Below are 26988 nucleotides of genomic sequence, written 5' to 3'. Positions count from 1 at the left end.
TATCACTGGCCAGGTTATAAAACCCACAAGATCCAGAGTAGCCCGGCAAGCATGGTTAGAAATCCACCAATACGAACACTGGTATCAGGTCGTTTCATTACTTCCCACATCATTCGTTTCCATGCTTTAGGCATCACTGCGGGCAAAAAACCTTCAAATACCAGCAACAGCCCCAGCGCTATCATAATTTCCTGTGTCATATGCTGACCTGCTCTATTCGTTGGTAACTGGCTATCAAACAAAGACCATTAAACACTGATCATTAAACAAAGATCAGAACTCAATCTCAAGCCATTAAAAAAGGCCAGCTAAGCTGGCCCTTAAACTGATACTTACTGCTATTTGCCGTCTGCACTTTTGAAATACTTAAAGAATTCGCTATCAGGTTTGATGACAATCACATCATCTGCATTTTTGAAAGACTCTTTATAAGCATCCAGGCTTCGCAAGAAGGAATAAAACTCAGGATTTTTACCATAAGTTTTTGCGTAAACTTCAGCAGCCTCTGCATCAGCTTGACCGCGAATTTCACGAGCTTCACGATCCGCCCCGGCTAGAATACGCTGAATCTGAACATCAGTTTCGGCAATTATAATCTGACGATCTTTCTCACCTTCAGAACGGTGTGCATTGGCGATTTTAACACGCTCATTACGCATACGGTTGTAAATCGATTCACTGACTTCTGATGGTAAATTAATCGTTTTCACACGAATATCGACCACTTCAATACCTAAATCTGGTGCGATTTTTTGCGTTTCCGTGAGCATTAATCCCATCACTTCTTCACGCTCACCTGAAACAACCTGAGTACGAGTACGCTTACCAAACTCTTCACGCAAAGCATTCTCAACAGTGTTATCCAGCAATCGCTCAGCAACCCGATAGTTGGCACCGGTACGGCGATAGAAGTGATCAAAGTCTTTAATGCGCCATTTGATGTAGCTGTCAACAATCAAATCTTTTTGCTCAGTAGTTGCGATACGATCTGATTCCCCATCAAAAGTCTGAATACGATTATCCATGGTGATGACTTTGTCAGCCACCGGCCATTTAAAGTGGAAGCCTCGCTCATACAGTTTTGCAGTGCCATCTTCATTCTTCTTGATATCACCGAACTGCAATACAATCGAAGTTTCCCACTCTTTAACCTTAAAAGTGCAGGTCATGATCACGATAGCAGCAATGATAAGTACTACAATTAACGAAATTAGCTTATTCATGTTCGTCTCCTATTGCTGCTTCTGGCTATCGTTATCAGAGCTTGAAGCCTTGTTGCGCTTCAAGATACTGTCGAGCGGTATATAAGTCATATTATTGCTACCCTCAACATCCAACATGATTTTGCTGGATTTACTCAACACACTTTCAATCGTTTCAATATACAAACGCTGACGCGTCACTCTAGGAGCTGCCATATATTCAGGCAATAGCTTCTCGAATCGTGCTACTTCACCAGCCGCTTTTTCGATAATACGAGCGCGGTAAGAATTTGCTTGCTGAATGAGCTGCTGCGCCTGACCTTCCGCAAGCGGAATTTGCTTACTACGATAGGCTTCACCCTGCTCAATATAAGCACGCTGATCTTCTTCTGCTTTAATGGCGTCATCAAAAGCTGGCTTTACAGAAGGAGGCACATCCACGTTACCTATCAAATTCAAGCGGAAAATTTCGATACCGGCATTATAAGGCTTAAGAATTGATTTCAACTCAGTTTCAACATTCTTACGAACCTCTTCTTTCTTGTCAGTACGTGCATCTTGTAAACGAGTATGACCGATAACCTGACGTAGGGCTGCTTCAGTCGCATGCTTGAGAGTTTCAACCGGATCCACTACGTTAAATTTATAATTCAATGGATCCTTCACTCGATACTGAACTTTTACCTTAACGGTTGCAACATTATCATCTTTGGTCAACATGATGCCTTCGACTTCAACATCTTTAATACTCTCGACATCAATCAAGTAAACTTGCTGGATGGGAGGGAACGCAAAGTGTAAACCTGCTGTATCAGTTCTAGTGTGCTTACCTAACGTTAGAACGATCGCATTTTGCTTTTCATCGACGGTATAGGCTGATTTGAACAAATAGATCGCTACCAGCACCATAAAGCCAATGATAAAAGAGACATTACTGTTTTTACCAGAGCCACCTTTGCCACTGCCTTTACCGCCACCAAATATACCACCGAATTTTTCTCCGGCTTGTTTCAGCAACTTATCAAGGTCGTTTTGATTGTTAGGGCGCTTTTTGCCCCACGGGTCTTGATCGTTGTTATTACCCGGTTCATTCCAGGCCATAGTCATCTCCATTTCACAATTAAAAAATCTATCCCGAATTGTAGGGAGCTGTTGGCACCCTTTCAAGGCAAATCGGGCATTATGTTACAAATCTTAAAGGACGCTTGACCTTCGCGGTTCTATTTTTATTCAAAATAAAGGGGGTAAAGGGCGAAACCCCTCGTCCAGCCTAGTTCACCACATAAGGCGTAAGGTCTTTCTCAAGCTGACGCCCCAGGCGAATCCAGTCTGATTTTGGCAGACTGACTGTCAGTAAAATATCGCCATTATCTCCAGCATTCTCAGCTTCAACTGCCTGTAATTCATAGAGTAAGCCTCGTAACCGTCCCTGCTGTGGCGGAATTCGAAGCTCAGCATTAAACTGCTCTTCCTGTGCCAACTCTTCAATCGCTTCCCGTAACAGCTCAATGCCTTGTTCTTTAATCACCGAAATCCAGACCCTGATTGGACGACCTTTGTCATCACGATCAATATGCGGTTCTGCACCATCGATAAGATCAATTTTATTATAAATCTCAAGTCGAGGAATAGTCTCAGCACCAATTTCAGTCAGCACTTCCTCCACCTGCTCCATATTTTCATCACGACGGTCGCTGGCAGCATCAATAACATGCAACAGCACATCTGCTTCGACGGACTCTTCGAGGGTAGCTCTAAAAGCCGCTACCAACTCGTGGGGCAAATGACGAATAAAACCCACCGTATCAGCAATAATTACATCCGTGCCTTGTGGCAAACTGATGCGACGCAGCGTTGGATCAAGAGTCGCGAACAGCTTATCCTCGGCTAACACTCCGGCCGTGGTTAAGTAGTTGAATAATGTTGATTTTCCAGCATTGGTATAACCAACGATGGAGGTCGTTTTAATATTGGCCCGTCTTCTTGAGCGTCTGCCTTGCTCACGTTGCTTGGAAACTTTTTCCAGCCGCTTATCAATATATTTTAAACGCTCACGCAGCAAACGACGGTCAGTTTCCAACTGAGTTTCACCCGGACCACGCAAACCAATACCACCTTTTTGTCGCTCCAGGTGGGTCCACCCTCGAATCAAGCGCGTGGATAGATGGCGTAGCTGGGCCAGCTCAACCTGCAGCTTACCCTCAAAGGTCGAAGCTCGTTGAGCAAAAATATCCAGAATTAAGCCGATACGATCAATCACTCGTGCTTCAACAGCCCGCTCAATATTACGTTCCTGAGCTGGTGACAAATTATGATTAAAAATAATGACATTAGCGTTAGTTGCCTGTTTCACGCTTTTGATTTCATCAATCTTACCGCTACCAATAAAAAACTTGGGGTCAGGGCTGGAGCGCTTGGCGGTGATGATATCCATCACATCCAGTCCAGCGGAGCGGACTAACTCTACAAACTCCTGTAGATCTTCCTGATGTTTGTCTTGACTAGCAGACTGCTGAAAATCGATATGTACCAAGATGGCAGATTCACCACCACTGTGTCGATCAAACAAGAAATCACCTCAACCTGCGAACCTGTTCGCTGTGGCATTGATAGAAAAGTTAAATTACAAAGGTAACGGACTCTATAAATAATAAAGAAATTAAGACAACAAAGCCACCTACCGATAACTATCGGAAGATGGCTTTTGCGCTAAGATTGTTGGTCTTGGCTGTGGTGAGATTAAAACTTACATCCCGCCCATTGGTCCGCTACCGTAACCACCTGTCATAGGACCCGGGCCCATACCGCCACCCTGAGGACCCATGTTGTGATCGTTATCTGGACCACCATTGCCGTTATCACCGTTCTGACCATAATGGCCGCGAACATTGCGAATCGGAACAACGGTTGAAACTGCGTGCTTATAAACCATTTGGCTAACAGTATTTTTCAGCAAGATAACAAATTGATCGAATGATTCAATTTGACCTTGAAGTTTAATGCCATTAACCAGGTAAATTGAGACAGGCACTTTCTCACGACGTAATGCGTTCAAGAAAGGGTCTTGTAGTGATTGCCCTTTTGACATAGCTCTCTCCTGTATGTTTTATGTGTTTTCATTATTGTGGCCACTTCTAACTCAGGCCTTGTTCAATAACTCATTTATATATCTACAAATCAAATCGGATGAATCAAGCTTTTAAAAAAGTTCAAGCTCGCTAAAAGTGTACATGAATTAATCAGCCAGATCGAGATATATCAATAGGATAGCTTCACATTACATAGAATTTAACAATTGGACAGTTTCTTTATATAGCGTGTCTATTGGCTGTCTAGACTCAATCCAACGCAGCTCTTTCCAGCTTCTCAGCCAGGTAAATTGACGCTTGGCCAATTGACGTGTCGCGATAATCCCTCGCTCAACCGCTTCGTCTAATGACAGCTCGCCTTCAAGGTGTTGCCATATCTGACGGTAGCCTACTGATTTAATCGACGGTAAGTCAGAATTTAAGTCTCCGCGTTGGTACAGCGACTGAACTTCCTGCAAAAAGCCTTGCTCCATCATTTGATGAAAACGCTTTTCGATTCGTTGATGCAAGTAGGCACGATCCTGTGGTGCTATGGCGATTTGCAGGGTTCGATAAGGAAAATCATTGCTTTCTTGCTCGGCGTGGAGTTGGCTGAGCGGTTTACCGGTAATCGCGAAAACCTCCAGCGCGCGCAGGGTTCGCTGCGGATCGTTCTCATGAATGCGATTGGCTGAAATCGGATCAACCTCTGCTAACTCCTGATGAAGCCTGGCCAAGCCTTCATTGTCCAGCCTCTCCTGTAAGCGAGCGCGTACTGTCGAATCGGAGTCCGGTAAATTGTGCATCCCTTCCAACAAGGTTTTGTAATACAGCATAGTCCCGCCAACCAGCAGTGGAATTTTTCCGTGGGCTGAAATATCAGCCATCTCACGCAAGGCATCATCTCGAAAGCGTGCCGCTGAATAAGGCTCAGCAGGATCACAAATATCGATCAAACGATGCGGGGCGCGTACCAACTCTTGCTCAGAAGGTTTAGCAGAACCTATGTTCATGCCTTTATAGACCATGGCTGAATCAACACTGATGATTTCAGCATTAAGCTGCTCAACCAACTTAATTGCTAAATCAGTTTTGCCTGACGCAGTCGGTCCCATTAATAAAATGGCCAAAGGTTTATGTGTTGATTCGCCAGAAGATTGCATTAAGTTACCTGGTTAATGAGGATAATTATTGAGGATAGTTAATCGGGACTCACTAACAGCTCTAATAACTGCCCAGCGGTATAGTGTTTGCAAAAGCGTGATTCCGCCCAAGGCAAATGAGCTAACTCTTCAAGCCAATGAGTCTGCGTATCTGGTGCCCAGTATTGATACACACTGTCAATTAATTGTTTTTGCCAGCTCGCTACTGATAATTTTTTACTAACCGATTGATAGACTGCTTCTTGCAACCATTGTTGCAAATCAATATGCGAAATACAGCTTGGGACTTTCCTAACCACCAAAGTTTTGGGGCCTGTTAATGTCATTTCAAAACCAGCTTTCTGCCAGCTACTGATAAAATCATCATTAACATTGTCATCTGGAATGCCTAGCCGGATTGGAAACAGCATAAGACGTTGTTTTACTTCACCTTGTTGCCACTCACTTTGTAGGCACTCACTAATGTGCTGACAAAAATACGCTTTTAAATCGAGAGCTTTAATACCCTCGTCTGTTTGTTGCAACAGTAGACGATCATGCAATACCCAGCAATCTCCTGATGCTAATTTAGAACTCACTTTCGGCTTCTGTGGCCAGTGACGTTTTTCCCGTGGTCGACTTTCCTGCGGACGGTATGGAGCAGCGCTGTTATCGGCAACCTGATCGGCACTCTGTTGAGAGAAGACTCCTGCCTGGTGGCGCGGTGTAAAATAAGGATCAGCTTTAGTGGTGGGTTGGACAATTGAAAGCGACGGCTTCATATAAACCAGCGCCTCATTACTTTGCACCACACGATGATGTTGCTCAAGTAATTCACTTTGCTCAAGCAATGCCTCTTCAACCGCGCGGCTCATAAAGTCATGCACCTGACGGCCATTGGAAAAGCGTACTTCATGCTTGGTTGGATGTACATTCACATCCACTTGCGACGCTTCTAGCTCGAGATACAAAACGTAAGCTGGCATTCGTCCTGTTGGCAAGCGGTCATGGTAAGCCTGGCGAATCGCATGGTTTAAAGTACGATCCCGCACGGCGCGGCCATTCACAAATACATACTGTCCTAAACTTGAACTTTGATGCCAGTCCACGGGCGACAACCAACCATATAGACGAGTGGCGTCAATAGCGCTGTCTAACTTGATGGCTTCGCGCAAAAAAGAGGCACCAAGAATCGAGCCAATGCGCTGTTGATGTTGCTCAGCATTATGAGCTGCGGGAACTCGCTTCACCACCTTACTGTTATGTCTTAAAGTAATCGCGACATGAGGGGAGCCTAAAGCAATTCGTTTAACCGTTTCTTCTATATGCACGAACTCGGTACGTTCGGCACGCAAGAATTTTTGACGAGCGGGAGTATTAAAAAACAGATCGCGCACTTCAACAATGGTGCCGGCGGGTAACGATTGCGGCTGTAATTTAACCTGCATGTCGAGCCCTTCAGCAATCGCTGACCAGCCCATGTCTTGCGCTTGTGGTCGTGAACTCAATTTAAGCTTTGCCACTGAGCTGATACTGGCCAGTGCTTCACCACGAAACCCCAACGTATAAATGGCTTTTAAATCATCGGAATGCTCAATTTTGCTGGTCGCGTGACGCGCCAGAGCCAGCTCCAACTCATCACGACTAATACCTTCACCATTGTCGGTTACTCGAATTAACCGTGCACCACCCCGCTCAATATCAATTTGAATCCGATCAGCTTTGGCATCAATGGCATTTTCTAATAATTCTTTGACAACCGATGCGGGACGCTCAACGACTTCGCCAGCAGCAATCTGGTTAGCAACTAAAGGTGAGAGCTTATGAATAGGCATTGAGTTTTCAGTTCGATTTAGAATAGATAAATAAATTTGCCGATAAACAAATTATTCAGCGGTTGGGATAACAAGTTTCTGGCCAATTTTAACAACGTTCGTCGAAAGTTTATTTGCATCTTTAAGGTCACGCACAGACACATTAAATCTCCTGGCAACTTTGATCAGGCTATCACCTCGCTGCACGTGATAAATGTTCTCACGATAGCGGGCAGCAAACAAAGTGCCATCGGGCGCATGTTTTTTAAAGTAATTAACGATGCCGTCACCAACGCCCCTTGCTAACTTTTTGCGATAGGAGTCTGCTTTCATCAGCGCTTCTTCTTCAGGATTGGTAATGAATCCTAGCTCAACCAGGATTGAAGGGATGTCTGGGTTTTTAAGAACAATCAACGAGTTTTCTTCAACATGCTTTTTATGCATTTTCGGCACCACCTTACTCATAGCGCCGTGTACGATGTTAGCCACTTTGGTACTTTCTGTGATCGAGTTTTCCATCTGCAAGTCCAGCAGTACCGATTTAACTGAGTTATCATAATTGGATAAAACCACCGAGCTATCCACACCACCCAACAGTTCTGACTTTTCTTCTTGCATCTGCATCCAGCGTGCCACTTCTGATTTAGCTCCATGCAAATTCAAGACCCAAACTGACGCGCCTTTTGCTCTTGGGCTTTTAAAACCATCAGCATGTACTGATACAAACAAGTCGGCACGTTGCATTCTTGCTAAGTCAGTTCGCTTGCGATGGGGCAGGTAATAATCCCCGGTGCGTGTCAGAAAGGCCTTCATACCTTCGGTTTTATTAAGCTCTTTGACTAATTCTTTAGATAGGGCCAATACAATATCTTTTTCTTTTGTGCCTCGCGATCCCATTGCGCCCGGATCTTCACCGCCATGGCCAGCGTCAACAGCAATGACAATATCGCGATCCCCTGAACGGTTAACCGCTGGTGGAGTTATTTCCTTACGACTTTCATCAAACAAATCAATCACCAGACGATCACCATATTCTTGATAGGGCTTCAGAGCGAAGCTTTTTGGTTGGGCAGATTTATTCAAATCTAAAACCAAACGTAAAACCCCTTCACGTGGCGGCGAGCTTTTTCTTACTCGCTTGACTAAGTCACTTTGAATATCTAACTGGTTCAGATCAACACTGACATGAGCTTCGGGAATATCGATAACAATACGGTGAGGATTCTCTAGGATACTAACCTGGTGAGTAACGGGAGCCGATAAATCAAGCACAACACGAGTCGATTCCGGCGACTGCCAGAAACGCATACTTTTTATAATCGATGCTTCAGCAACCGATATACTCAGCGCGAGCATAAACACACTTGCTAAAGCTGTCAGCCACTTTCTCATCATCATCTTATCTTTTATGTCACTTCTCTATAATCAGTGTTTATAGCCTTGCTAGCCCAATTTTGGCATAAAATCACAGCTTTTTGCCAGTTTTTGCATCAACTCTGTATGTTCGGACGATAAGCTCGCTTTTCGTCCTTCGTCATTATAATCCAGTTCAATCACTAAATCTGGCTTTGGAATCATGCCCTTGCCCTTATCTGGCCACTCAATCAGCATGACCGAATCGGGCTGTTGGTACTCGCGAATGCCGATAAACTCCAGTTCTTCAGGGTCCGATAACCGATACAAATCAAAGTGATAAATTGTCATATCTAATAATTCGTAAGGCTCAACTAAAGTATAGGTTGGACTCTTGGTTGCACCCTGATAACCAAAACCACGCAAAATGCCGCGTATGAGGGTCGTTTTGCCCGCACCCAGCTCACCTTTAAAATAAATTGTCATCGGTGTCTTAATACAAGCAGCCAACTTCTGCCCCATCAGCACCGTTTTAGATTCATCTGCTAAATCTACTGTAATGTTCTGCATCAATTAAAACCTGAGCCCCAGCTCTGTAACTTAACGATTAACAAAGTAATGAATACTTTCAATTAACTCTGAAGCCAGCATACCTCGCACCCTATCCCCGGCTGCTTCAACTCCCGCCGCAAAATGAATGGATGTCGCGACTCGCGTAGCATCCCAGGCCGACATGCCCTGCACTAATAATGAGCCAATCAACCCGCTTAACACGTCACCTAAACCCGCAGTTGCCATTGCCGGGTGAGCGCCACCTGCAATTAGCACCTGCTGACCATCGGCTAAAATTGTTCCAGCACCTTTTAACAAACAAATGCATTGATAACGCTCAGCAATAGCTTGAGCCGCACTAATTCTATCCTCGCCGACTTTGGCTGTATCCCAGCTTAACAGCCGAGCAGCCTCACCAACATGAGGCGTCACAATGAGCAACTCAGGCAAGTCATTGCCTTGTTCTATAACCTGCTGGAGCCAATACAAACCATCACCATCAATCAAGCATGGCAGTTTTTGCTGTATGGCAAATGCAAAAGACTGTGCAAAAACCTCTCGACCCCACTCGCTGCGCCCTAATCCTGGCCCTAATACCACAGCGTTAAACTGCTGAGGATTAGCGTCAATCAAACTATTAAAGCTCAGTTCCTCAAACGCCACACCATGCCACATAGCCTCTGGGCAAAATCCCAGTGCGGCACTTCGGTTATCTGAATGTAAAAAAGTAGTGGCCAATCCTGCGCCACTGCGTAACGCCGTTTCGGTCGCTAACATCATGGCACCGCCCATAGTGAAATCACCACCCACGCAAAGTAAATGACCACAAGCGTGTTTAAAGGTTGTGGCACTGCGTTCGGGAATTTCGTCAACTACATCAGAATAGGACTGCTTCCAGGCCACGGGATGTTGCTGATGAAACTGTGACTGACTAACCCCTAAAGTGGCCAAATGCAGTTCACCCTGCGCAGCCAGTCCTTCATTAAGGACCTGGCATACTTTGTAGAATATAAAGCTCACCGTATGGTCAGCCTTGATGCAAAACTCCGCACACAAGCCAGTGTCCGCATAAGTTCCACTGGGCACATCCAATGACAGCACTGGCATTCCCGAGTGATTAATCAGATTTATCACCTGCCCATAATGATCACGTAGTTGTCCTTTAAAACCAGTTCCGAGCAGTGCATCAACAATGACATCTGCCTGCTCAAATAAAGCATGACTGGGTTCCCTGATGGGCAGTTTTTTCGCTTCCAACTCTTCCCAGGCTTTTGCTGCATCCCCGCTTAATTGGTCAAGCGGCTTCATCGGTACCAAAGTGACCTGCATTCCAGCATTGTGCGCCAGGCCAGCAACGATTAATCCGTCACCCGCGTTATTCCCAGAACCAGTCACTACCACAATGCGGTGAGCCAGCGGCCACTCTCTTTCCAGACAGTCAAAAGCCGCACGCCCCGCTCTTTGCATCAGCTCAAACAGAGCAAAGCCTTGCGCTTTAGCAGCCGCCTGCTCAATCACTTTAATACTGTCTGCTTTAAATACGGGATGCATAAACTATCCTTAGCCGATTAAATCTAATTCAGGTCAATAAAATGCTCGCGATAGTAACGACACTCTTCGATCGACTCGCGAATATCGTCCAATGCCAAATGTGCGCTACCTTTGGTTAATCCACTGAGAATTGCTGGTTTCCAGCGACGAGCTAATTCTTTTAAGGTGCTGACATCAATATGACGATAATGGAAATAGGCTTCCAGTGTTGGCATATGTTTAACCATAAAGCGACGATCCTGACAGATGCTGTTGCCACACATCGGCGACTTGCCTTCATCAACCCACTGCTTTAAAAATTGCACGGTTCGTTCGCTGGCTTCATTCTCATTAATGGTACTTTTACGGACTCGCTCGGTGAGACCTGATTTGCCATGCTGCACCACACACCACTCATTCATATTGTCGAGCACCTCATCTGGCTGATGAATGGCTATGACAGGGCCTTCCGCGAGAATATTCAAATCCTTGTCGGTGACAATGGTGGCAATTTCGATCACCACATCCGTTTCCGGGTCGAGGCCAGTCATTTCCAGGTCAACCCAAATCAAATTATCGTCATTTTTTGTCAAAACCAGCTCCTAATCGTTACGCCGAATCGTTACAATAATAGTCATTATACTCAGCTTAACTCCATACTACTGAGTTTTTCAGTTATTATAGTCGCAGTTTTTGCGCTCGTATGGAAGCGCGTAAGCAAGAGCTATTGTTTATTTCTCTATATAAATAAGCCTTGTTTACACCACAGTTTGAACCATTTAACAGGAGATACTATGCAACTTGCACAACAGCAATGTGTTCACAATGATGAAGCAAAAAGCCCGATTGATAATGATAAACGCCAACAGCTCATGAATGATCAATTAAGCAGCTGGCAATTTGACGATAAAACGGGTGCTATTTATCGCAAATTTAAGTTCAAAAACTATTACCACACCATGGCATTTGTAAATGCGGTTGCCTGGATTGCGAATAAGCAAGCACACCACCCTGATCTTGAAGTAAGCTATGGACATTGTCTGGTGCGTTACACTACTCATGATGCAGGTAACAGCGTCTGCATGAATGACCTTATTTGCGCAGCCCACATTGATGCCCTGGAAAACAACGGCACTTTCGGTCCGAACTTTTTAGACGACTAGTCGACGCGGACTATCACTTTAAACTTATAGTTAGATGACTTAAAAAAGGTAACTTGTCTTGTCAAAACCAGAAAAAAAATCCGCAAAACGCTGGCGTAAAAAGCCAGACAAGCAAGCTACCTATATAAAGCAAACAGTTGACCGAAATATTGATGAAGAAAGCCTGCTCGATCCCGAGCAAGGCATTGTCATCAGTCGCTTCGGTCAACAGGTTGATATTGCAGATGAGAATTTCGAGACCATCCGTTGCTTCTTGCGTAAGTCCAATGAAGTACCGGTTGTGGGTGATCGCGCCTGGTTTCGACGTCAGAAAGAACTACCCACTGGTGTTCTGGTTGAACTTGAGCCACGACGCTCGCTACTGAAGCGCCCCACTCCTCATCACGGTGTTAAACCGGTGGCAGCTAACATTGATTTGATTGCATTGCTATTAGCACCGGAACCAGCTTTTTCAGAAGTCTTGCTCGACCGTTATCTGGTTGCTGCACAGTCCAGCGAGCTGCCAGTGTGGATTATTATGAATAAATGGGACACGGTGGATGATGAAGAAAAAAACTCCATCAAAAGCCGCCTGCAGCTTTACCAAAATTTGGACTACCCCATTTATTACATCAGTGCCAATACCGGCGAAGGCGTTGAACAATTAGTCGACGACTTAACCGGCAAACAGTTATTGCTAGCGGGCCAGTCTGGCGTCGGTAAATCAACCTTGATTGGTTACCTATTTCCCAACATGGAAATTGCCACCGGTGAGGTCTCAGGCACATCTGGTCTTGGCACCCACACCACCACCGCCTCAAGACTTTATCGTCTCGACGAAGAAACCTATCTGGTTGATTCACCCGGCGTTCGAGAGTTTGGCTTATGGCATCTTGAAGATCACGATATCAAGCAGGGCTTTATCGAAATCTCAACCATTGGTGAACAATGTAAATTCCGCGACTGTAAGCACCTGAATGAGCCCGGCTGTGCAGTGCTTGCTGCTGCTAAAGACGGCACCATTGCCGCGAGCCGTTTAAAGAATTATCAGCATCTGATCCAGCACTTTGATCAGCCCTATATATAGGCTTGTATTCAGTGTTCGTATGAAACGAGTGTCCAAGCCGCTAATAGTCTAGTGATTATATTTAGGCTACAATATCGCCAATTTCAACGGAATCATTAAACTCATGTTCGATACATTAAAAGTCTTAGGCCAATATCTGATCCCGCAGCATGGGATTTCTTTGCTGATGGGGAAAATTGCCGATAGCGAGAATGCGACAATTAAAAATACTTTCATCAAATGGTTTATCAAGAAATACGGTGTCGATATGAGCCTCGCTGAGCGCGAAAATCCCGAAGATTATAAAACCTTTAATGACTTTTTCACCCGCTCACTCAAATCTGATGCCCGGCCTATTGATAGCGAAGAACAATCTATTGTCCACCCTGCCGATGGCGCGGTTAGCCAATTAGGTGCAATAGATAAAGGCTACATTTTCCAGGCCAAAGGCCATACCTACTCAGCAAAAACACTGCTCGGCGGTGATGCAGAATTAGCAAAACCTTTTCAAGATGGTGAGTTTGCAACCGTCTATCTTGCCCCAAAAGATTATCATCGTCTGCATATGCCAATTGATGGCGAACTAACCAAAATGATTCATGTACCGGGCAATTTATTCAGCGTTAACCCGCTAACCGCACGTAACGTACCCAATCTTTTTGCCCGCAATGAACGCGTGGTGGCCATGTTCAACACCGAGCTTGGCCCAATGGCCATGGTATTGGTCGGAGCCACTATTGTTGGTAGCGTTGAAACCGTATGGCATGGAACCATAACACCACCCACCCGCAAGGAAGTCAAAAGCTGGGATTATGAAAAAGGTGAAGTCACCTTAAAGAAAGGCGAAGAGATGGGTCGCTTTAAATTAGGCTCAACAATTGTGTTGCTATTCCCAAAGGATACCGTTGAATGGGAAAAAGGTATGAAGCCTTATGCCAGAACCATTATGGGTCAGCCGATAGCTTACAAGAAATAATATACCCATAATATTATAGTAGGTAGGTTGGTGATGCACCCAAGGGGCAGACCCAACCTACAAATCCATAATAGAATCACGCTCTGACCTATACCATAAAATCTGTCACCCCTTGCTATTGCCCTAATAAGCATCTTATATTGTTGCTTCATAACAAAATGGGGACAATCTTATGCAAGAAAAATACTCACTGACCTTGCGAATATTACATTGGCTGATTGCTTTGCTGATACTGATTATGATCGGTGTTGGCTGGTATATGGCAGGACTGCCCATGGAGAGTGAATTTAAGTACGAAATCTATCCGGTACATAAATCCGTTGGCATCACCATACTTGGCTTAGTTATTATTAGAATTATTATTAGACTTTTTTCAAAGAACCCACCGCTGCCCGCTGGGCTTGCAACCTGGGAAAAATGGCTGACTAAAATTACCCACTTTTTGTTCTATGCACTAATGCTAGCCATACCAACAGTGGGTTATCTGTCCTCCGATTATCAAGGCTTTGATGTTGAGTGGTTTGGAATTCCGATTCCGGGCTTAGTAGCTGACAATGAAGATGCTGCACATCTGATGCATGAGGTTCACGAGATACTGGCATACTCACTATTATTACTAATTATTTTACACTTGGCAGGAACAATCAAACATCGCTGGTTTGATAAAAGTTCTGACACTGATGTTTTGAAAAGGATGATTTGATTTGATTTTATACTACTGCATCAAGAGGTTGCAGTATCTTTATATAAAAAGGCTTCTATCGTATAGAAGCCTTTTTATTACTCATTCACCATACAGCTGTTTGCTTTTCTGTAGAGCCATTTCTCTGAGACGAGTTCCTTCTTCAATTTGTAAAATATCCAGTAATGAATCACGCTTTTCTCCCGGCGTAACTTCATCAAGATACAGACCTAAACGTCCCATCATTAACGTAGCAATTATCGGCAGTAAAATTTCTAGGGTGTCTTGCTCGATTCCTGTTCGCCGAGAAACATTAATGGCCAAGTCTCTGCTAACATCTTTTTCTTTTAAGATATGACCAAGAATATAATTTCCATTATCGACAGCCTTTGACTCAATGATCTGGTGGGGATACTTCAAAAACTCTTCACTTTTATTGCGACCCAGCGCATCCATCAATGCATCCAGACCACCGTAACTCACATTCTCCTGCAATCCTTTGCGCAAGGCCTCTAGATACAGCTCGACCACACGCTCCAGTTGCTCTTTATGCAAACTTAAGTGAACACCAATTTCCTGCAATGGCCTTTCATCCATTGGCATTGCTTCACTGCCCAGAACCAGTTCCATAAGTGTTGCCATCGCTCTCTCCTTTTCCAACTAAAAGATTAAACTTTGAGTTAATCATTCCACTATATTCTTGAAAATCGATATAATCAAACCACTTTTATTACTTAGCAATCAGGTTATGATTGAAATCAAAGTATTGATATGAAGAATGATTCTAAACCACAAGACAAGTCAAAGCCGGCACCATCAAGTGCGGATCGTATGCAGCACTTCCGACAACAGGTGTATTATTGGGTTAAGCAAATTCCTTATGGCAAAGTCAGTAGCTATGGCCGCATTGCTAAATTAGCGGGCTTTCCACGCCATGCAAGGCATGTCAGCAAGGCGCTTGGCCAGGCGCATAACGATTTGAAACTTCCCTGGTTTCGTGTGATTGGTTCGGATGGCCGCATTGCTTTTGACCCTGATAGTACTTACTACTCCAAACAAGAAAAACTACTGAAGAATGAAGGGATTCAATTTGTTAAAGGTAAGGTCACAGCAGATAGTTTCTGGTCTCCTCACCCCATACAAGATGGCAGTATTTCTGCGGAAGAATTTTTTAAATAGTCTGACACTCACTCCACATTACGCAAGTGTTCTTCTTTAAACGATTGACAATCGAGACACAGCTCAGTTTCAGGAGCAACGTCTAAGCGCTTTTCACTGATCGGCTCATCACATTCAAGACAAAACCCATACTGCTTATCTTCAATTCGCTTAAGTGCTTTTCTAACAGCTATCAGCCTTTTCTTGTCACGTTCCACACCTGCTTCTGACATGGCCTGATCCATCAGCGCACTACCCCGCGAGACACGCCCAAAGCGCGCCTGATCGAGCTCGACTTTTTCGCCGACTTCTTCAGCCAGGCCTAAAGCTCCTATCAGCTCTTTTTCGATTTGTAACAGTTCACTTTTAAAATGAAGAATCTTTTTATCGCTGATCATGATTTACCTTCTGGTTAATGCAGATGGCTTAAATGTGATATCTCATCAAACTTTCTGAGCAGTTCTATTAAAGACCTCAACTCTGGTTGGTCTTTATAAGTCTCTTCTGCGATGGGTGTGATTTGTGCAGGCCCTGGTGGCAGCTGCTCTTCTTCTACATACTCACGCATTTTGGGCAGAAACACAAACTGCAACCACTCTTCTAACTGCAACGTATCCACACAAAACGGCATGCTGCTCTGCAATTTATGATGGCCAGGGTGCGACTCCGACCACAGCTCCAGCTCAACCATATGTTCTTCGATACGATCAAATATTTCTATATACTTTGTAATCCAGTCAATACTACTCATCGTTAACCTCTCCAACCTCAAGTTGCTCACCTTGATATTTGCTCGGCCAGAACTCTTTTATGATCCCATTCTTATCTGAAAAACTATGGCATGAATTCAGCACATTATCGCTGATGGGAAAGCGGCCATCATCAGAAAAGTTAATATAGGGGTAAATGGTCTGTATGGCAGTGGTCGCCATCGGTCTTAATAGTTCTAACAGGTGCGAGCACCCTTCTACACCACCCACCAATTCTTTTGCTTTCTGCGTCCAGCCACGTCCAATTTGCAAGCCAATCAAGCGCTTATAATTATCCTCAATCTGCGAGCAGATAGAAAAAGGCGTTATCACCATAGCCGCTTCAACATCCTGAATCACCAACTCATTATCCAGAGTTAATCTTAACCACAGTTCATGGACTAATTCACCAGGTTGCAGCACACCGCGTTGTAAGGTCGGAAAAGGATAACCTTTATCATCAGTCAGATGTGCCTCAATATCCCACAAGTCATCCTCTCTGAGATAGCCGTTGCATTGAATATGTCGGTAATGAATTGGTTTACGCTGTTGCGGTTTTGATAGTGCCATTTGTTATGCCATTCAAAGTTATCATCACCCGACTATCATAACCCAGTTTGCTTCTTACTTAAAAAGCTGGACATAAAAAAAGCCCGCCGAAGCGGGCTTGTATCATATTGGCTCAATTTGACTACTCTCAAGTCAACGAGCCCAGGGAGAGACTAACATCGTTATTGTTATTATAACTTCCTATAGCTAAAGCAGTGAGCGCTTAGAAGTTAAACTTGACACCAACACGTGCCGTTCTTGGTTTATCTGGACGTGCACCATAAGGCTCACGTGCAACAATCGAGTCATCATCGAACAAGTTATCAATCGTTGCGTAGATGCTGGTACTGTCGTTGATATCAAACTCAGATGCTAAATCAACGATAAAGCGATCGTCGGTTTGCTGGAAGGCGCCACATGCTGGTTTGGTACAGGTGCCGTCAACATAGTTCAAGTTAGTAAAAAGATTCCACTCTGAGTTGTCATAACCAACAGACAGTTGCATCTGGTTCTCAGGAATGTATGGAATTGGCTGACCATTTTCTACTGGGCCCCAGACATTACTGTCAAAAGTCGATGCAAATTCAGTGTCAGTGTAGGTGTAGCTGAAGCTGCCTAACCAGTTTTCAGCAAACTTGCCCACAACACGCAACTCAAGACCTTTCACTTCTGCTTCACCACCGTTAAAACGATCGCCTATTTCGGTAATGCTACAGCCACTGTTGGCCATAGTACATTCGCCCAACAAGTTGTCATAATCACTGTAGAAAGCAATTAACTCACTGTTATAGCTTTCACCGGCAAAACGAACACCCATTTCATAGTTCCAGCTTTCTTCTGGTTTGTCCGTAGGGCTGTTTCCAGGAGGTGCAAAGCCTTTATTCACACCAAATAATAAACTGGTGTTGTCGCTTAATAACCACAAGGCACCAAAGCCAGGCAGTACTTCTGAAGCACTGTTCGTGCGAACGCTTGGCGCCGCACTGCGGTCAGTGGCATTAGCCCAGTCTTCGCGCTTTAAATCAACATCTTCGTAGCGAACACCTGGCGTGAAGATCCAGTCACCATAAGTAATGGTATCGATCAGGTAGTAAGAGTTAGCTTCTGCAGAAGATATACGGTTACCTGCTGTGCCCCAAGCATCTGCTTGATCCAATACTAATGTACCATTTTCCTGGATGAAGTAGCTGTGACGCTGGAAGCGATCTTCTTCGTCTTCATGTACTCGCAAACCTAATTGCAAATCATGTTGTGCTTCACCGACCGTGAAATCCCACTCAAAGCTGGCCTGAATACCTTCGCTTATATAGTTACGATTGTTATCGGTAATTTGAATACGGTCATTAGGCGCATCAGCACCATCTAGAATAGACTGGAAGTAAGCCGCGTTGCTACCACCAGAATTAATTTCATTGATGACGCTCGACCAGCTATAACGAGTTGTAGAGCCTGGGTTTAATGGGTCATCCATAATGAATGCACCGGTTTTGTACCAGTTACGAGCAGTTTCATTGCGATACGCCGTGACCCGCAAGTCAAAACTATCCGTTAAGTCCGCATAGTAGCTCAATACATATTGGTCATGTTCGCCGTCAAAATTATCCAGCGCTGAAACGCCATACATGCGATAAGGGTTAGCGGCAAAATCAGCATCGGTCAAACCTAAGTAAGACTGATCAGAGTCTTCAGTGGAATGCTGAATTTTGATATCTAATTGCTGGTAAACATCCGCAGAATAATCTGAATTGAAACGGAATTTAGCTACATAGTCATCTTTGTCGAAACCGGTTTCATCGCCATGACGGTCAATCGTTTTGAAGCCATCGGTAACGTGCTGATTGGCTTCAAGCAAGTAACCAAAGTTATCGCTGCTGTCACCGTAATAGACATAAGCGCGACGCTCATTATTCTCGCCGACCTCAAGTTTCAATTGACCCTCTGAATCAACTGGAATTTGGCGTGAAATCAGGTTTACTGCACCACCAACGGTGAAAGGGCCGTGCTTAATGGCTGCTGAGCCTTTCAATACTTCGATGCCAGTAATACGGTCAAATGTTGGGAAATAATAAGCTGATGAGGCTGAATAAGGCGCTGGTGCGATTAAAACACCATCTTCCATTAACGTAACGCGACCCGAACGACCGGTTCCCGTTCCACGAATACCAATGTTAGGACGTAAACCCAAGCCATCTTCCAGTTGGATATAAACGCCAGGTACCTGCTGTAAGGCACGATTAACGTCAGTATATTTGAATTCTTCTAGCTCAGTCTCTGAAACCACGTGCGCAGAACCCGGCACTTTTTGCGCGGCCTGGCTATCGCCAATGATTTGAATGGTTTCGACTTTATCGCCTTTTTTAAGGTCGTCAGCTAGCGTTGTTTGAGATGCTGTAAGCGCCACTGTCATAGCAACAGTTAATGCGCTGAAAGAGAAACGAGGTTGCATTGTCATACCCTGTATTTTGTTTGTAAGTGAACAACGCGCGCATTATAGATCTAAATGAGAATAGTTATCAACACCATTCTTATTTGTTTTTAGGTTTTTTTGACAATTTACGTTGTAAAGTCCTCCTGTGCATCCCTAACGCCCTTGCAGTAGCAGAAATATTACCCTGGTTTTGGGCTAACACTACTTGAATATGCTCCCATTGTAAGCGCTCAACGGACAGCACATCTTGAGCTTGGGTGTCGTTACCACCTCCCTCCTGGATTGCATAACGCTGCTGAGCCGATTCGAGTAGCTCAACAGGCTCTTGAGAAAGGGTATTCAGTATCTGCGTGGCATTGGCAGGTTTGGGCAGGTAATTATCGGCCCCCAGTTTAATCGCCTGAACCGTAGTCGCTATGCTGGCATAACCGGTCAGGATCAGAATGCTGGCTTTGGGATATCGCTGGCGTAATTGCGATAAAATACTTAACCCTGACTCACCATCCAAAAATAAATCCAGCACTATGGAGTCGAAATTATTTTGCAGCTCAGGATCTGAGGCCTGTTTAATCGTACTGACATGGGTGCAACTTATTCCTCGCTTGTGTAACGAGTGCTGCAATACCTGAGCAAAAGCAGCATCATCCTCAATCAATAGCAGATGAGTAGTCATAATCTAATGCCCGTTCTCCGCTGATGCTTGCCACAGAATGGGGATGCTTACTGTTACCACAGCGCCTTTGGAGTGATTAGCAATCTCAATGGTGCCATCCATCAATTCAATACTGGCGCTGGATATCAGGCTACCAGTGCCCATACCCTGCTGTGAATTAAGGCTAGGTACGAAGCCATAATTCTCTAGCTGATGCTCAGCCAGACCTTCACCAAAATCAAAAATTCGTAGATCAAGGTATGGCTGCTGCCTCTCGTTCCTGTCAATCTCACAAGACAACCTGATACGTGACTGTTGATTAAGTTGCGAAGCCTTGGCCGCATTATCCATGATATTAAGTAAGGCACTGATAAAGCCAAGGTGACTGTTCAGCTGATACTGGTTGCTGTTGCAGTCAGATCCAGCATCCAGCTCCAAACTGACCCCCGGATGTAGCAATCTAAAACTGACAGTAATCTGACTTAACAAATCATGTACCGAGATAGTTTGATATTGACGCTGTTTTAACTGTTCAAACTGTAGCTGAATATTGTGGGTAATCTTCTGGTAGCGACTGATTTGTTGCTCCATTAAGCTTTTTTCATCCGACTCAGGCATATCATCAATTATCACGGCCATGCTGGATAAGGGAGTATTCAATTGATGAGCCGCATCAGCTGCGGAAACACCAAGCGCGAGCAAATAATCATCTCTAAGCTGTCGTTGCTTCTGTTGCTCCAGTTCAAGCTGCTGAATGCGGGTTGCCCGCACCAGTCGACTGACCAGGTAATACAGCAACAGCGCACTGGCAATAAATACCAGCCACATGCCAATCAGGTGAGACGTGAAACCATGATGGGCCTGGTACTCCGATACCAGACTTAACAGCAGGCTATAGCCAGCAATAGCAATCAATAACAAGCTTAATGCATAGTGGGGTCTGAGCATCAATGAAGCGGTAGCGACCGGTAACAACAAAAGTGAAATCAGAGGGTTGGCAATACCGCCCGTGAGATAGACATATGCCATCAGTAACAGCGCATCAAGTAACAGAGCAACAAAAATACCCAGCTCGCTAACGGTTGCGCGGCTAATTACGACGGTATGCAACAATATGGCTGTTTGCACAGATAGAATGACCCAGACAAAAGGCGAAGGCAGCTGCTGCAGCCAAAACAAGTAAAATACCTGGAGCAAAAGCGCAATGCCTCGCCCCCAACTTAGTGGCGTCATAATCTGTTGGTTAAAATGCAACATCATCAAGCACGTCTTTGAATATTTATATTAGCGAATTATAATGTAAAAGTCCGAATTACCCTAATTGGGCATAATTGGTCTTAGACTCGGGACTTGTCACCAGTATCTGCGCTATCATGAAGACTTAATTACTTATAAGAGTATTACGATGTACAAATGGCTTTCACTGATCCTGATCACTATAACGCTAACAGCCTGCTCGAGCGAAGAAAAAGAGTCCGATAAACTATTATCAGACTATAAAAAGCAACAACTCGACAAAGCCAAACAAGTTGAGCAGGAAATGCAGAACCGTGTTGATAACCTCGATCAACAGTTAAAAGAAGCAACTGAAAACAAAGAAGAAGATCAACCTAATTAACTGTGTAATTTAACGATGCAACGATCCAATCTAATCACCGCCGCAGGTGCGGTGCGCTTACGTAATGAACTTGCCTACTTGTGGAAGACACTACGGCCTGAAGTCACTCGAGCCATCAATGCCGCAGCAGCAGAAGGTGACCGTAGTGAAAATGCTGAGTACATTTATAGGAAAAAACAACTGCGTGAAATTGATCGCCGCGTCCGTTACCTGCAGAAACGCACAGCCGAGTTGCGTGTCATTGAGTACATTCCACAGGAGAGGGACAAAGTCTTTTTTGGCGCACAAGTTTCGCTAGAAGATGAGCATGGCAAAAATCTGGTATATCGTTTAGTAGGTTCCGATGAATTTGATCATAAACCCCATTACATCAGCATCGACTCTCCAATGGCACGAGCACTGCTAAAAAAGCAGATTGATGATGAAGTTAAGTTAAAACTACCAGACGGTGAAAAGCTGTTCTGGATAATCAATATTGACTACCCCTCTCCACATGAAGATTAAAACAGCAAAGAGCTCAAAAGAACCGTTTGATTACTCTTCCCACAAGGCTACAACCGATAACTAATGCTTAAAGAGCCGAAACGGGTATTGCCTTTACGCTCTTCAAAGGTACTGGTAGTTTCTGCCAACGAAAACAACAATCCCCAATTTTTCCAGTTCCAGACAAAGCCGGTGGAATAAATCAGTTGCTCATTTTTTAAGGTGACCGATGGGCTATTACGAAAAGTGTTACCGTTAACAAAAATATCATTAAAAACATATCTGGGCTGTACCCCTAGAAAAACATAATATTCTTCAGAGTTGGTACCTGCCAGCGGATTGATTCCACGTCCGGGCAACACACTAATAGCGGCGTGGCTGCGCTCGAGATTCAAGCCCCAACGTATCATGTAAGTTCCGGCAACATACGAGGAAAAGTTACCACCACTTGCTTCAAGGATACCGATGAAGTCAACGCCATGCCCATCGCCGTTTTTGACTTCATGGCGCCAACTGCGACGCGCCTGTAAAGCAATAACAGCTTCATTATGCAGCTGGTGATCCCAACCCATAGGTTTATCCGAACCTGTTATTTTATGCACCCTCTTCTGAGATTGCTCTGCAAGCGATGCGGGGCCAACTATGCCCAGTATCAGGCTAAATTGTTCAGCCCGCCTTTCCGTCCAGGAATGCACGTTCCCACGCCAGCCCAGAATACCTGCATAAGGTAAATCATCCGGTTGAAAGTTGGGATTGGTGATATCGGCTGGAGTCTGTATGCCCTGGAAGACACTATAGCTGGCGCCATAGAAATGCTCGCCATCATCGTGAACAACAAAAGTTTTGGCCATTGATTGTAACCACTCCGGGCTATTTAATGCATCCAATGTCTTATAAGGGCCACTGCCCCAACTGACGCCAATGCCATTGGTATAGCCACCATCGTGGCCAGCGAAGAGATCATTCTCAACGGTAATGGTTACAAAGGTATCAGGGTCTACCAACTCCTGCTCTGCGAAAGGAATCTCATCGGCGGCTATAGAAAACGGGCTAAAACATAACGCAAGAGTAGCAACTGCCGTCTGCATTGTGTTAGCTGACATACTAAATCCTTCTGTTGGGATAACAAACTTTAGTGCTTACCTCGGTTTTTGAACTTATCTTTAACCTTATTAACCACTTGCTCAGAATAGTCCCCATTTTTAACTTCCTTGCGAATTGTTTCTTCGACAATGTTCATAGCATCATCAATTGTCATATAACCTTTTTTATAAGAACGACGGTGTTTAAACAAATTTATATGATGATCGCTGCGCCGTCCCCAGGCCATTAGTCGGTCCCAATAGGTTGGACGCTCTTTATCACGCTCTCCAAAGTCTAAAATATAGCAAAAAAGTGCTACCGGCATTAAGACGAAATCGCGAATAGCGTCTATGCCTAATTTGACTTGCAAAAGAATTAACTCTCTGGTTCTGTCCCAGGTATCTTTATTTTCACTCGATTGCTGCTCTTCATGCTCAGCATCAAGTTCAATCAAATCTTTATTATCAGTATTTTTATCCATCTTATTATCCTCGCCTTGCTGTAATTTGGTTTCCTTACTTTATTACAGTCTCTTTCCAAAACCTTTGTTAAATAATTCACGGTTGATTTGCTTTTCCTCATCATTTTTCTTAAGCAAAACGTAAACCGACCCTAAACCGCCGTGTTGTTTCTGTGTCGAATGAAACGCTAGCACAGCACTATGTTGTTTCAGCCAATGATTGACATGACTTTTTAAAACTGCCTGAGGATGACTGCGCTCGCCTTTACCATGCGTAATTAATACAACACGTTTACCACGCTTAAAACTACCACTAAGAAAATAAAACACATCTTCACGCGCCTCATTAACGCTACGTCGATGCAAATCTATATGTGCATCAATGGTATATTTTCCAAGACGTAATTTTTTATAGACACCCTCTTGCACACCGTCTTTTTTATATTCAAGCCAATCATTCGGTAATACCGGCTCAACAAAATCTGTAGTCAGATAATTGGGGTCCACATTAGGCTTACGGCCTAAAGCTGCTTCGCGTCTTGCTTGCTGTGCAATGCTTGGCCCTTCATTCGCTTTATGTAAATTCACCCGATCATTTTTAAGGCGTTGGACATCGGACAACTCTTTTTTGAATAAATCAAAATCATCTTGTGACATACACCACCTCAATTAACATCGTATTTACAGACTGTTTCTCATTGCTTCCAAAGCTTCCCAGCGCTCGAACTTTTGTTCTAACTCTGCTTCGAGCTGTTCTAACGCCTGCTTTGTATCCGCAATTTTATCGCCATCCTGCTGGTAGAAATCGGGATCGCTCATTTGCTTATGCAACGCGTCGATTTTGTTTTCTAGTTCTGCCAGCAACTCAGGTAACTTATCAAGCTCAAGCTGATCTTTATAACTCAACTTTTTGAGCTTCTTTTGACCCTTATTTGACACTTTAGTTTTCGGTTCAGAATCTTTTTGCTTTTCCTGAGCCAACTTGGTACTCGAAGTGCTCCCTGCATCAGCTGGTTTTTGTCTTAGCCAGTCGTCATAACCACCTACGTACTCTTTAACAATACCATGTCCCTCAAACGCGATTGTGCTAGTCACCACATTATTCAGAAAATCCCGATCATGTGAGACCAACATTAAAGTGCCTGGATAGTTATCCAGCATTTCTTCCAATAACTCTAAGGTTTCAATATCCAAATCGTTGGTTGGCTCATCCAGAATCAATAAATTAGATGGCTTAGCCATAATTTTGGCCAATAATAAACGGTTTCGTTCGCCACCCGACAAAGCGGTAATCGGTGCACGCGCACGTTCTGGAGTAAACAAAAAATCCTGCAGGTAACTGATGACATGACGTGGCTGACCATTAATGGTCATCAAATCTTTGCCACCAGACACATTATCCATCGCCGATTGCTTCTCATCCAACTGGGCTCGATGTTGGTCGAAATAGGCTATCTCTAATTTGGTACCTAATTTCACTTCACCTTGGTCTGGCTTTAATTCACCAAGCAGAATGTTTATCAGGGTCGTTTTACCGACACCATTTGGACCAATAATACCGATCCTATCACCACGCATAATCAGGGTCGAAAAATCATCGACCAAGGTTCGCCCTTCATATCCATGATGGATATTTTTTGCTTCGATAACCTTCTTGCCAGAGGCTTCCACATCTTGAGCTTGCAACTTTACATTGCCAATCAGATTACGGCGCTCGGCACGCTCTTGTCGCGCAGCTTCTAATCTTCGGACACGCCCCTCATTACGAGTACGGCGTGCTTTAATACCCTGACGGATCCAGACTTCTTCTTGAGCAAGCTTTTTATCGAAATCCTGGTTTTGTTTTTCTTCAGCTGCCAACTGCTCTGCCTTTCGACGCAGAAAGTTTTCATAGTCGCCCGGCCATGAGGTTAATTTACCCCGGTCTACTTCGACTATTCGAGTCGCCAGATTTTTCAGGAATCGACGATCGTGGGTAATAAACAATAAGCTGCCTTCGTAGGCCTTAAGGAAATATTCCAACCATTCGATAGACTCGACATCCAGGTGGTTAGTTGGCTCATCCAGCAATAAAATATCCGGTTGTTCCACCAAAGCTTTAGCTAAAAGAACCCGTCGTTTCATACCACCGGACAATTCATCGAACGATTTTTCTGCATCGAGACTCAACCGATTAATCACGGTCTCGACTTTCTGATCCATCGCCCAACCGTTAATCTCTTCGATCTTTTCCTGCACTCGCGCCAACTTCTGCATCGATGCGTCGTCAGTGGATTGGATTAAGTGATGAAACTCTCGAATCAAGGCTCCAGCTTCGCCCAGACCTTCAGCGACAACGTCAAAAACGCTGCCACTGGTGCCAGATGGCACTTCTTGCGTGAGTTTGGCGACTTTGATGCCCTGCACAAAGCGAATATCACCATCATCAGGGATAATTTCGCGATTGATAACTTTCAGAAGGGTCGATTTTCCAACGCCGTTACGGCCAATAAGACAAACCCGCTCGCCAGGCTCCATGGTGAAATCAACTTTATTCAATAAAGCTGGGCCACCATAACTGACTTCAACTTGTTGTAACGATACTAATGCCATTAAAATGATACTTTTCGTGTTTTCGCTATTTTAACGTAAAAGATTGCCGATGACTTGCCCTCTTTGCTTGAAGCACCAAACTTTGCACTTTCACACCGACAAACAGCGCGATTATCTGCAATGTCAGGTCTGCGATCTGGTTTTTGTGCCCAAACATCAACTGCTATCAGCCGCCGCCGAGAAGTCGCTATACGACCTCCATCAGAACTCACCGGGTGATCAAGGCTATCGCCAGTTTCTTGACCGTTTGCTGATACCCTTGTCGGAAAGCCTGCCTGATAACGCACAAGGGCTCGATTTTGGTTGTGGCCCAGGCCCTACCATTTCGGTGATGATGGCAGAGCGTGGCTTTAGCATGGAGAACTATGATCCTTTTTATGCCAACCGACCCGAGTTACTGTCGCGGCAATATGACTTTATTACCAGCACCGAAGTCTTTGAACATTTACATCAACCTGCCGAAGTAATTCCGCAACTAGTGAAGATGCTAAAACCCCAAGGAGTGCTCGGCATCATGACTAAACGCTGGATCAGTCAGGATGCTTTTGCCCGCTGGCATTACAAAAATGACCAAACTCACGTCTGCTTCTATTCGGATAACACCCTTCAGTGGATAGCCGATCACTGGGGTTTACAATTAAAGCTCATTGGGGCTGATACTGTACTACTTCTTAAAACATAAAAAAGGC

General features: G+C 44.4%; 29 protein-coding genes and 1 pseudogene. 8 read left to right on the top strand and 22 right to left on the bottom strand.

Annotation, left to right across the window (positions count from 1 at the left end):
• Nucleotides 1–14 precede the first annotated feature (14 nt).
• The 11 genes and pseudogenes from ACYTXU_RS01120 to orn form a co-directional block, all read right to left on the bottom strand.
• Nucleotides 15–200: a DUF2065 domain-containing protein gene (locus tag ACYTXU_RS01120; protein WP_462207716.1), complete on the bottom strand. Its 186-nt coding sequence runs from the start codon at nt 198–200 to the stop codon at nt 15–17.
• A gap of 138 nt (nt 201–338) precedes the next feature.
• A complete protein-coding gene (gene hflC, locus ACYTXU_RS01115; RefSeq protein WP_462207715.1) occupies nt 339–1223 on the bottom strand; it encodes a protease modulator HflC in 885 nt (294 codons plus the stop codon).
• A gap of 9 nt (nt 1224–1232) precedes the next feature.
• Nucleotides 1233–2303 (bottom strand): FtsH protease activity modulator HflK, encoded by a 1071-nt coding sequence (gene hflK / locus ACYTXU_RS01110; protein WP_462207713.1) that lies wholly within the window; start codon nt 2301–2303, stop codon nt 1233–1235.
• A 169-nt stretch (nt 2304–2472) separates the two neighbouring features.
• A complete protein-coding gene (gene hflX, locus ACYTXU_RS01105; protein WP_462207712.1) occupies nt 2473–3771 on the bottom strand; it encodes a ribosome rescue GTPase HflX in 1299 nt (432 codons plus the stop codon).
• Between the two features lie 312 nt (nt 3772–4083).
• Nucleotides 4084–4290 (bottom strand): annotated as a pseudogene (gene hfq, locus ACYTXU_RS01100) (RNA chaperone Hfq); the annotation flags it as partial.
• Between the two features lie 189 nt (nt 4291–4479).
• Nucleotides 4480–5433, bottom strand: a complete 954-nt coding sequence (gene miaA / locus ACYTXU_RS01095; RefSeq protein WP_462207711.1) for a tRNA (adenosine(37)-N6)-dimethylallyltransferase MiaA — start codon at nt 5431–5433, stop codon at nt 4480–4482.
• A 38-nt stretch (nt 5434–5471) separates the two neighbouring features.
• A complete protein-coding gene (gene mutL / locus ACYTXU_RS01090; protein ID WP_462207709.1) occupies nt 5472–7247 on the bottom strand; it encodes a DNA mismatch repair endonuclease MutL in 1776 nt (591 codons plus the stop codon).
• Between the two features lie 51 nt (nt 7248–7298).
• Nucleotides 7299–8582, bottom strand: coding sequence for an N-acetylmuramoyl-L-alanine amidase (locus ACYTXU_RS01085; RefSeq protein WP_462207708.1), 1284 nt, complete (start codon nt 8580–8582; stop codon nt 7299–7301).
• 87 nt (nt 8583–8669) lie between these two features.
• Nucleotides 8670–9149 (bottom strand): tRNA (adenosine(37)-N6)-threonylcarbamoyltransferase complex ATPase subunit type 1 TsaE, encoded by a 480-nt coding sequence (gene tsaE, locus ACYTXU_RS01080; RefSeq protein WP_462207707.1) that lies wholly within the window; start codon nt 9147–9149, stop codon nt 8670–8672.
• 30 nt (nt 9150–9179) lie between these two features.
• Nucleotides 9180–10682, bottom strand: a complete 1503-nt coding sequence (locus ACYTXU_RS01075) for an NAD(P)H-hydrate dehydratase (RefSeq protein WP_462207706.1) — start codon at nt 10680–10682, stop codon at nt 9180–9182.
• 23 nt (nt 10683–10705) lie between these two features.
• Nucleotides 10706–11254: an oligoribonuclease gene (gene orn, locus ACYTXU_RS01070; RefSeq protein ID WP_462207705.1), complete on the bottom strand. Its 549-nt coding sequence runs from the start codon at nt 11252–11254 to the stop codon at nt 10706–10708.
• A gap of 201 nt (nt 11255–11455) precedes the next feature.
• On the opposite strand from orn, the gene ACYTXU_RS01065 reads away from it, so the two are divergent.
• The 4 genes from ACYTXU_RS01065 (at nt 11456) to ACYTXU_RS01050 (ending at nt 14548) form a co-directional block, all read left to right on the top strand.
• Nucleotides 11456–11824 carry a 4a-hydroxytetrahydrobiopterin dehydratase gene (locus ACYTXU_RS01065; RefSeq protein ID WP_462207704.1) on the top strand — a complete coding sequence of 123 codons (369 nt, stop codon included), beginning with the start codon at nt 11456–11458 and terminating at the stop codon, nt 11822–11824.
• A gap of 58 nt (nt 11825–11882) precedes the next feature.
• Nucleotides 11883–12890 carry a ribosome small subunit-dependent GTPase A gene (rsgA, locus tag ACYTXU_RS01060; RefSeq protein WP_462207703.1) on the top strand — a complete coding sequence of 336 codons (1008 nt, stop codon included), beginning with the start codon at nt 11883–11885 and terminating at the stop codon, nt 12888–12890.
• Between the two features lie 103 nt (nt 12891–12993).
• Nucleotides 12994–13845 (top strand): archaetidylserine decarboxylase, encoded by an 852-nt coding sequence (gene asd, locus ACYTXU_RS01055; protein WP_462207702.1) that lies wholly within the window; start codon nt 12994–12996, stop codon nt 13843–13845.
• A gap of 172 nt (nt 13846–14017) precedes the next feature.
• Nucleotides 14018–14548 (top strand): cytochrome b, encoded by a 531-nt coding sequence (locus tag ACYTXU_RS01050; RefSeq protein ID WP_462207700.1) that lies wholly within the window; start codon nt 14018–14020, stop codon nt 14546–14548.
• Between the two features lie 81 nt (nt 14549–14629).
• Here ACYTXU_RS01050 and ACYTXU_RS01045 read toward each other — a convergent pair whose 3' ends face one another.
• Nucleotides 14630–15169, bottom strand: a complete 540-nt coding sequence (locus ACYTXU_RS01045) for a DUF937 domain-containing protein (RefSeq protein WP_462207698.1) — start codon at nt 15167–15169, stop codon at nt 14630–14632.
• Nucleotides 15170–15298: 129 nt separating this feature from the next.
• On the opposite strand from ACYTXU_RS01045, the gene ACYTXU_RS01040 reads away from it, so the two are divergent.
• Nucleotides 15299–15706 carry an MGMT family protein gene (locus ACYTXU_RS01040; RefSeq protein ID WP_462207696.1) on the top strand — a complete coding sequence of 136 codons (408 nt, stop codon included), beginning with the start codon at nt 15299–15301 and terminating at the stop codon, nt 15704–15706.
• Between the two features lie 8 nt (nt 15707–15714).
• Here ACYTXU_RS01040 and ACYTXU_RS01035 read toward each other — a convergent pair whose 3' ends face one another.
• From ACYTXU_RS01035 to ACYTXU_RS01010, 6 genes are all read right to left on the bottom strand, one after another.
• Nucleotides 15715–16083: a TraR/DksA family transcriptional regulator gene (locus ACYTXU_RS01035; protein ID WP_462207695.1), complete on the bottom strand. Its 369-nt coding sequence runs from the start codon at nt 16081–16083 to the stop codon at nt 15715–15717.
• 14 nt (nt 16084–16097) lie between these two features.
• A complete protein-coding gene (locus ACYTXU_RS01030; protein ID WP_462207693.1) occupies nt 16098–16436 on the bottom strand; it encodes a YqcC family protein in 339 nt (112 codons plus the stop codon).
• Nucleotides 16429–17004, bottom strand: coding sequence for a DUF2889 domain-containing protein (locus ACYTXU_RS01025; RefSeq protein ID WP_462207692.1), 576 nt, complete (start codon nt 17002–17004; stop codon nt 16429–16431). The genes ACYTXU_RS01030 and ACYTXU_RS01025 overlap by 8 nt, the downstream gene beginning before the upstream one ends.
• A gap of 202 nt (nt 17005–17206) precedes the next feature.
• The gene (locus ACYTXU_RS01020) at nt 17207–19429 is read right to left on the bottom strand and encodes a TonB-dependent receptor family protein (RefSeq protein ID WP_462207691.1); all 2223 of its coding nucleotides are present in this window, start codon (nt 19427–19429) and stop codon (nt 17207–17209) included.
• A 79-nt stretch (nt 19430–19508) separates the two neighbouring features.
• Complete coding sequence (locus ACYTXU_RS01015; protein WP_462207689.1) at nt 19509–20084, bottom strand: response regulator transcription factor; 576 nt, start codon at nt 20082–20084, stop codon at nt 19509–19511.
• Nucleotides 20085–20087: 3 nt separating this feature from the next.
• The gene (locus ACYTXU_RS01010) at nt 20088–21323 is read right to left on the bottom strand and encodes a sensor histidine kinase (RefSeq protein ID WP_462207687.1); all 1236 of its coding nucleotides are present in this window, start codon (nt 21321–21323) and stop codon (nt 20088–20090) included.
• A 145-nt stretch (nt 21324–21468) separates the two neighbouring features.
• On the opposite strand from ACYTXU_RS01010, the gene ACYTXU_RS01005 reads away from it, so the two are divergent.
• Nucleotides 21469–21681, top strand: coding sequence for a hypothetical protein (locus tag ACYTXU_RS01005; RefSeq protein WP_462207685.1), 213 nt, complete (start codon nt 21469–21471; stop codon nt 21679–21681).
• 15 nt (nt 21682–21696) lie between these two features.
• Entirely contained in the window at nt 21697–22185 is a 489-nt protein-coding gene (greB, locus tag ACYTXU_RS01000; RefSeq protein WP_462207683.1) for a transcription elongation factor GreB, read from the top strand.
• 47 nt (nt 22186–22232) lie between these two features.
• Here the strand turns inward: greB and ACYTXU_RS00995 are convergent, their stop codons facing one another.
• From ACYTXU_RS00995 to uup, 4 genes are read right to left on the bottom strand one after another with little or no spacing between them, the layout of a single operon-like run.
• Nucleotides 22233–23267: a lipid A deacylase LpxR family protein gene (locus ACYTXU_RS00995; protein WP_462207682.1), complete on the bottom strand. Its 1035-nt coding sequence runs from the start codon at nt 23265–23267 to the stop codon at nt 22233–22235.
• Between the two features lie 29 nt (nt 23268–23296).
• Nucleotides 23297–23728, bottom strand: coding sequence for a hypothetical protein (locus ACYTXU_RS00990; RefSeq protein ID WP_462207681.1), 432 nt, complete (start codon nt 23726–23728; stop codon nt 23297–23299).
• A 42-nt stretch (nt 23729–23770) separates the two neighbouring features.
• Complete coding sequence (smrA, locus tag ACYTXU_RS00985; protein WP_462207679.1) at nt 23771–24364, bottom strand: DNA endonuclease SmrA; 594 nt, start codon at nt 24362–24364, stop codon at nt 23771–23773.
• A 24-nt stretch (nt 24365–24388) separates the two neighbouring features.
• The gene (gene uup / locus ACYTXU_RS00980; RefSeq protein ID WP_462207677.1) at nt 24389–26299 is read right to left on the bottom strand and encodes an ATP-binding cassette ATPase Uup; all 1911 of its coding nucleotides are present in this window, start codon (nt 26297–26299) and stop codon (nt 24389–24391) included.
• A 49-nt stretch (nt 26300–26348) separates the two neighbouring features.
• On the opposite strand from uup, the gene ACYTXU_RS00975 reads away from it, so the two are divergent.
• On the top strand, nt 26349–26981 hold the full coding sequence (locus ACYTXU_RS00975; protein ID WP_462207676.1) for a class I SAM-dependent methyltransferase: 633 nt from the start codon (nt 26349–26351) through the stop codon (nt 26979–26981).
• The last annotated feature ends 7 nt before the right edge of the window (nt 26982–26988 follow it).

Source organism: Kangiella sp. M94 (genome assembly GCF_054926195.1).
Note: the sequence above shows the minus strand (reverse complement) of the source record. Positions and strands in the feature narration are given on the sequence as shown.

Coding starts and splice junctions, on each gene's coding strand:
- ACYTXU_RS01120 (WP_462207716.1), bottom strand. CDS start 200: ATGACACAGGAAATTATGATAGCGCTGGGGCTGTTGCTGGTATTTGAA.
- hflC (WP_462207715.1), bottom strand. CDS start 1,223: ATGAATAAGCTAATTTCGTTAATTGTAGTACTTATCATTGCTGCTATC.
- hflK (WP_462207713.1), bottom strand. CDS start 2,303: ATGGCCTGGAATGAACCGGGTAATAACAACGATCAAGACCCGTGGGGC.
- miaA (WP_462207711.1), bottom strand. CDS start 5,433: ATGCAATCTTCTGGCGAATCAACACATAAACCTTTGGCCATTTTATTA.
- mutL (WP_462207709.1), bottom strand. CDS start 7,247: ATGCCTATTCATAAGCTCTCACCTTTAGTTGCTAACCAGATTGCTGCT.
- ACYTXU_RS01085 (WP_462207708.1), bottom strand. CDS start 8,582: ATGCTCGCGCTGAGTATATCGGTTGCTGAAGCATCGATTATAAAAAGT.
- tsaE (WP_462207707.1), bottom strand. CDS start 9,149: ATGCAGAACATTACAGTAGATTTAGCAGATGAATCTAAAACGGTGCTG.
- ACYTXU_RS01075 (WP_462207706.1), bottom strand. CDS start 10,682: ATGCATCCCGTATTTAAAGCAGACAGTATTAAAGTGATTGAGCAGGCG.
- ACYTXU_RS01065 (WP_462207704.1), top strand. CDS start 11,456: ATGCAACTTGCACAACAGCAATGTGTTCACAATGATGAAGCAAAAAGC.
- asd (WP_462207702.1), top strand. CDS start 12,994: ATGTTCGATACATTAAAAGTCTTAGGCCAATATCTGATCCCGCAGCAT.
- ACYTXU_RS01050 (WP_462207700.1), top strand. CDS start 14,018: ATGCAAGAAAAATACTCACTGACCTTGCGAATATTACATTGGCTGATT.
- ACYTXU_RS01045 (WP_462207698.1), bottom strand. CDS start 15,169: ATGGCAACACTTATGGAACTGGTTCTGGGCAGTGAAGCAATGCCAATG.
- ACYTXU_RS01040 (WP_462207696.1), top strand. CDS start 15,299: ATGAAGAATGATTCTAAACCACAAGACAAGTCAAAGCCGGCACCATCA.
- ACYTXU_RS01035 (WP_462207695.1), bottom strand. CDS start 16,083: ATGATCAGCGATAAAAAGATTCTTCATTTTAAAAGTGAACTGTTACAA.
- ACYTXU_RS01030 (WP_462207693.1), bottom strand. CDS start 16,436: ATGAGTAGTATTGACTGGATTACAAAGTATATAGAAATATTTGATCGT.
- ACYTXU_RS01025 (WP_462207692.1), bottom strand. CDS start 17,004: ATGGCACTATCAAAACCGCAACAGCGTAAACCAATTCATTACCGACAT.
- ACYTXU_RS01020 (WP_462207691.1), bottom strand. CDS start 19,429: ATGCAACCTCGTTTCTCTTTCAGCGCATTAACTGTTGCTATGACAGTG.
- ACYTXU_RS01015 (WP_462207689.1), bottom strand. CDS start 20,084: ATGACTACTCATCTGCTATTGATTGAGGATGATGCTGCTTTTGCTCAG.
- ACYTXU_RS01010 (WP_462207687.1), bottom strand. CDS start 21,323: ATGATGTTGCATTTTAACCAACAGATTATGACGCCACTAAGTTGGGGG.
- ACYTXU_RS01005 (WP_462207685.1), top strand. CDS start 21,469: ATGTACAAATGGCTTTCACTGATCCTGATCACTATAACGCTAACAGCC.
- greB (WP_462207683.1), top strand. CDS start 21,697: ATGCAACGATCCAATCTAATCACCGCCGCAGGTGCGGTGCGCTTACGT.
- ACYTXU_RS00995 (WP_462207682.1), bottom strand. CDS start 23,267: ATGTCAGCTAACACAATGCAGACGGCAGTTGCTACTCTTGCGTTATGT.
- ACYTXU_RS00990 (WP_462207681.1), bottom strand. CDS start 23,728: ATGGATAAAAATACTGATAATAAAGATTTGATTGAACTTGATGCTGAG.
- smrA (WP_462207679.1), bottom strand. CDS start 24,364: ATGTCACAAGATGATTTTGATTTATTCAAAAAAGAGTTGTCCGATGTC.
- uup (WP_462207677.1), bottom strand. CDS start 26,299: ATGGCATTAGTATCGTTACAACAAGTTGAAGTCAGTTATGGTGGCCCA.
- ACYTXU_RS00975 (WP_462207676.1), top strand. CDS start 26,349: ATGACTTGCCCTCTTTGCTTGAAGCACCAAACTTTGCACTTTCACACC.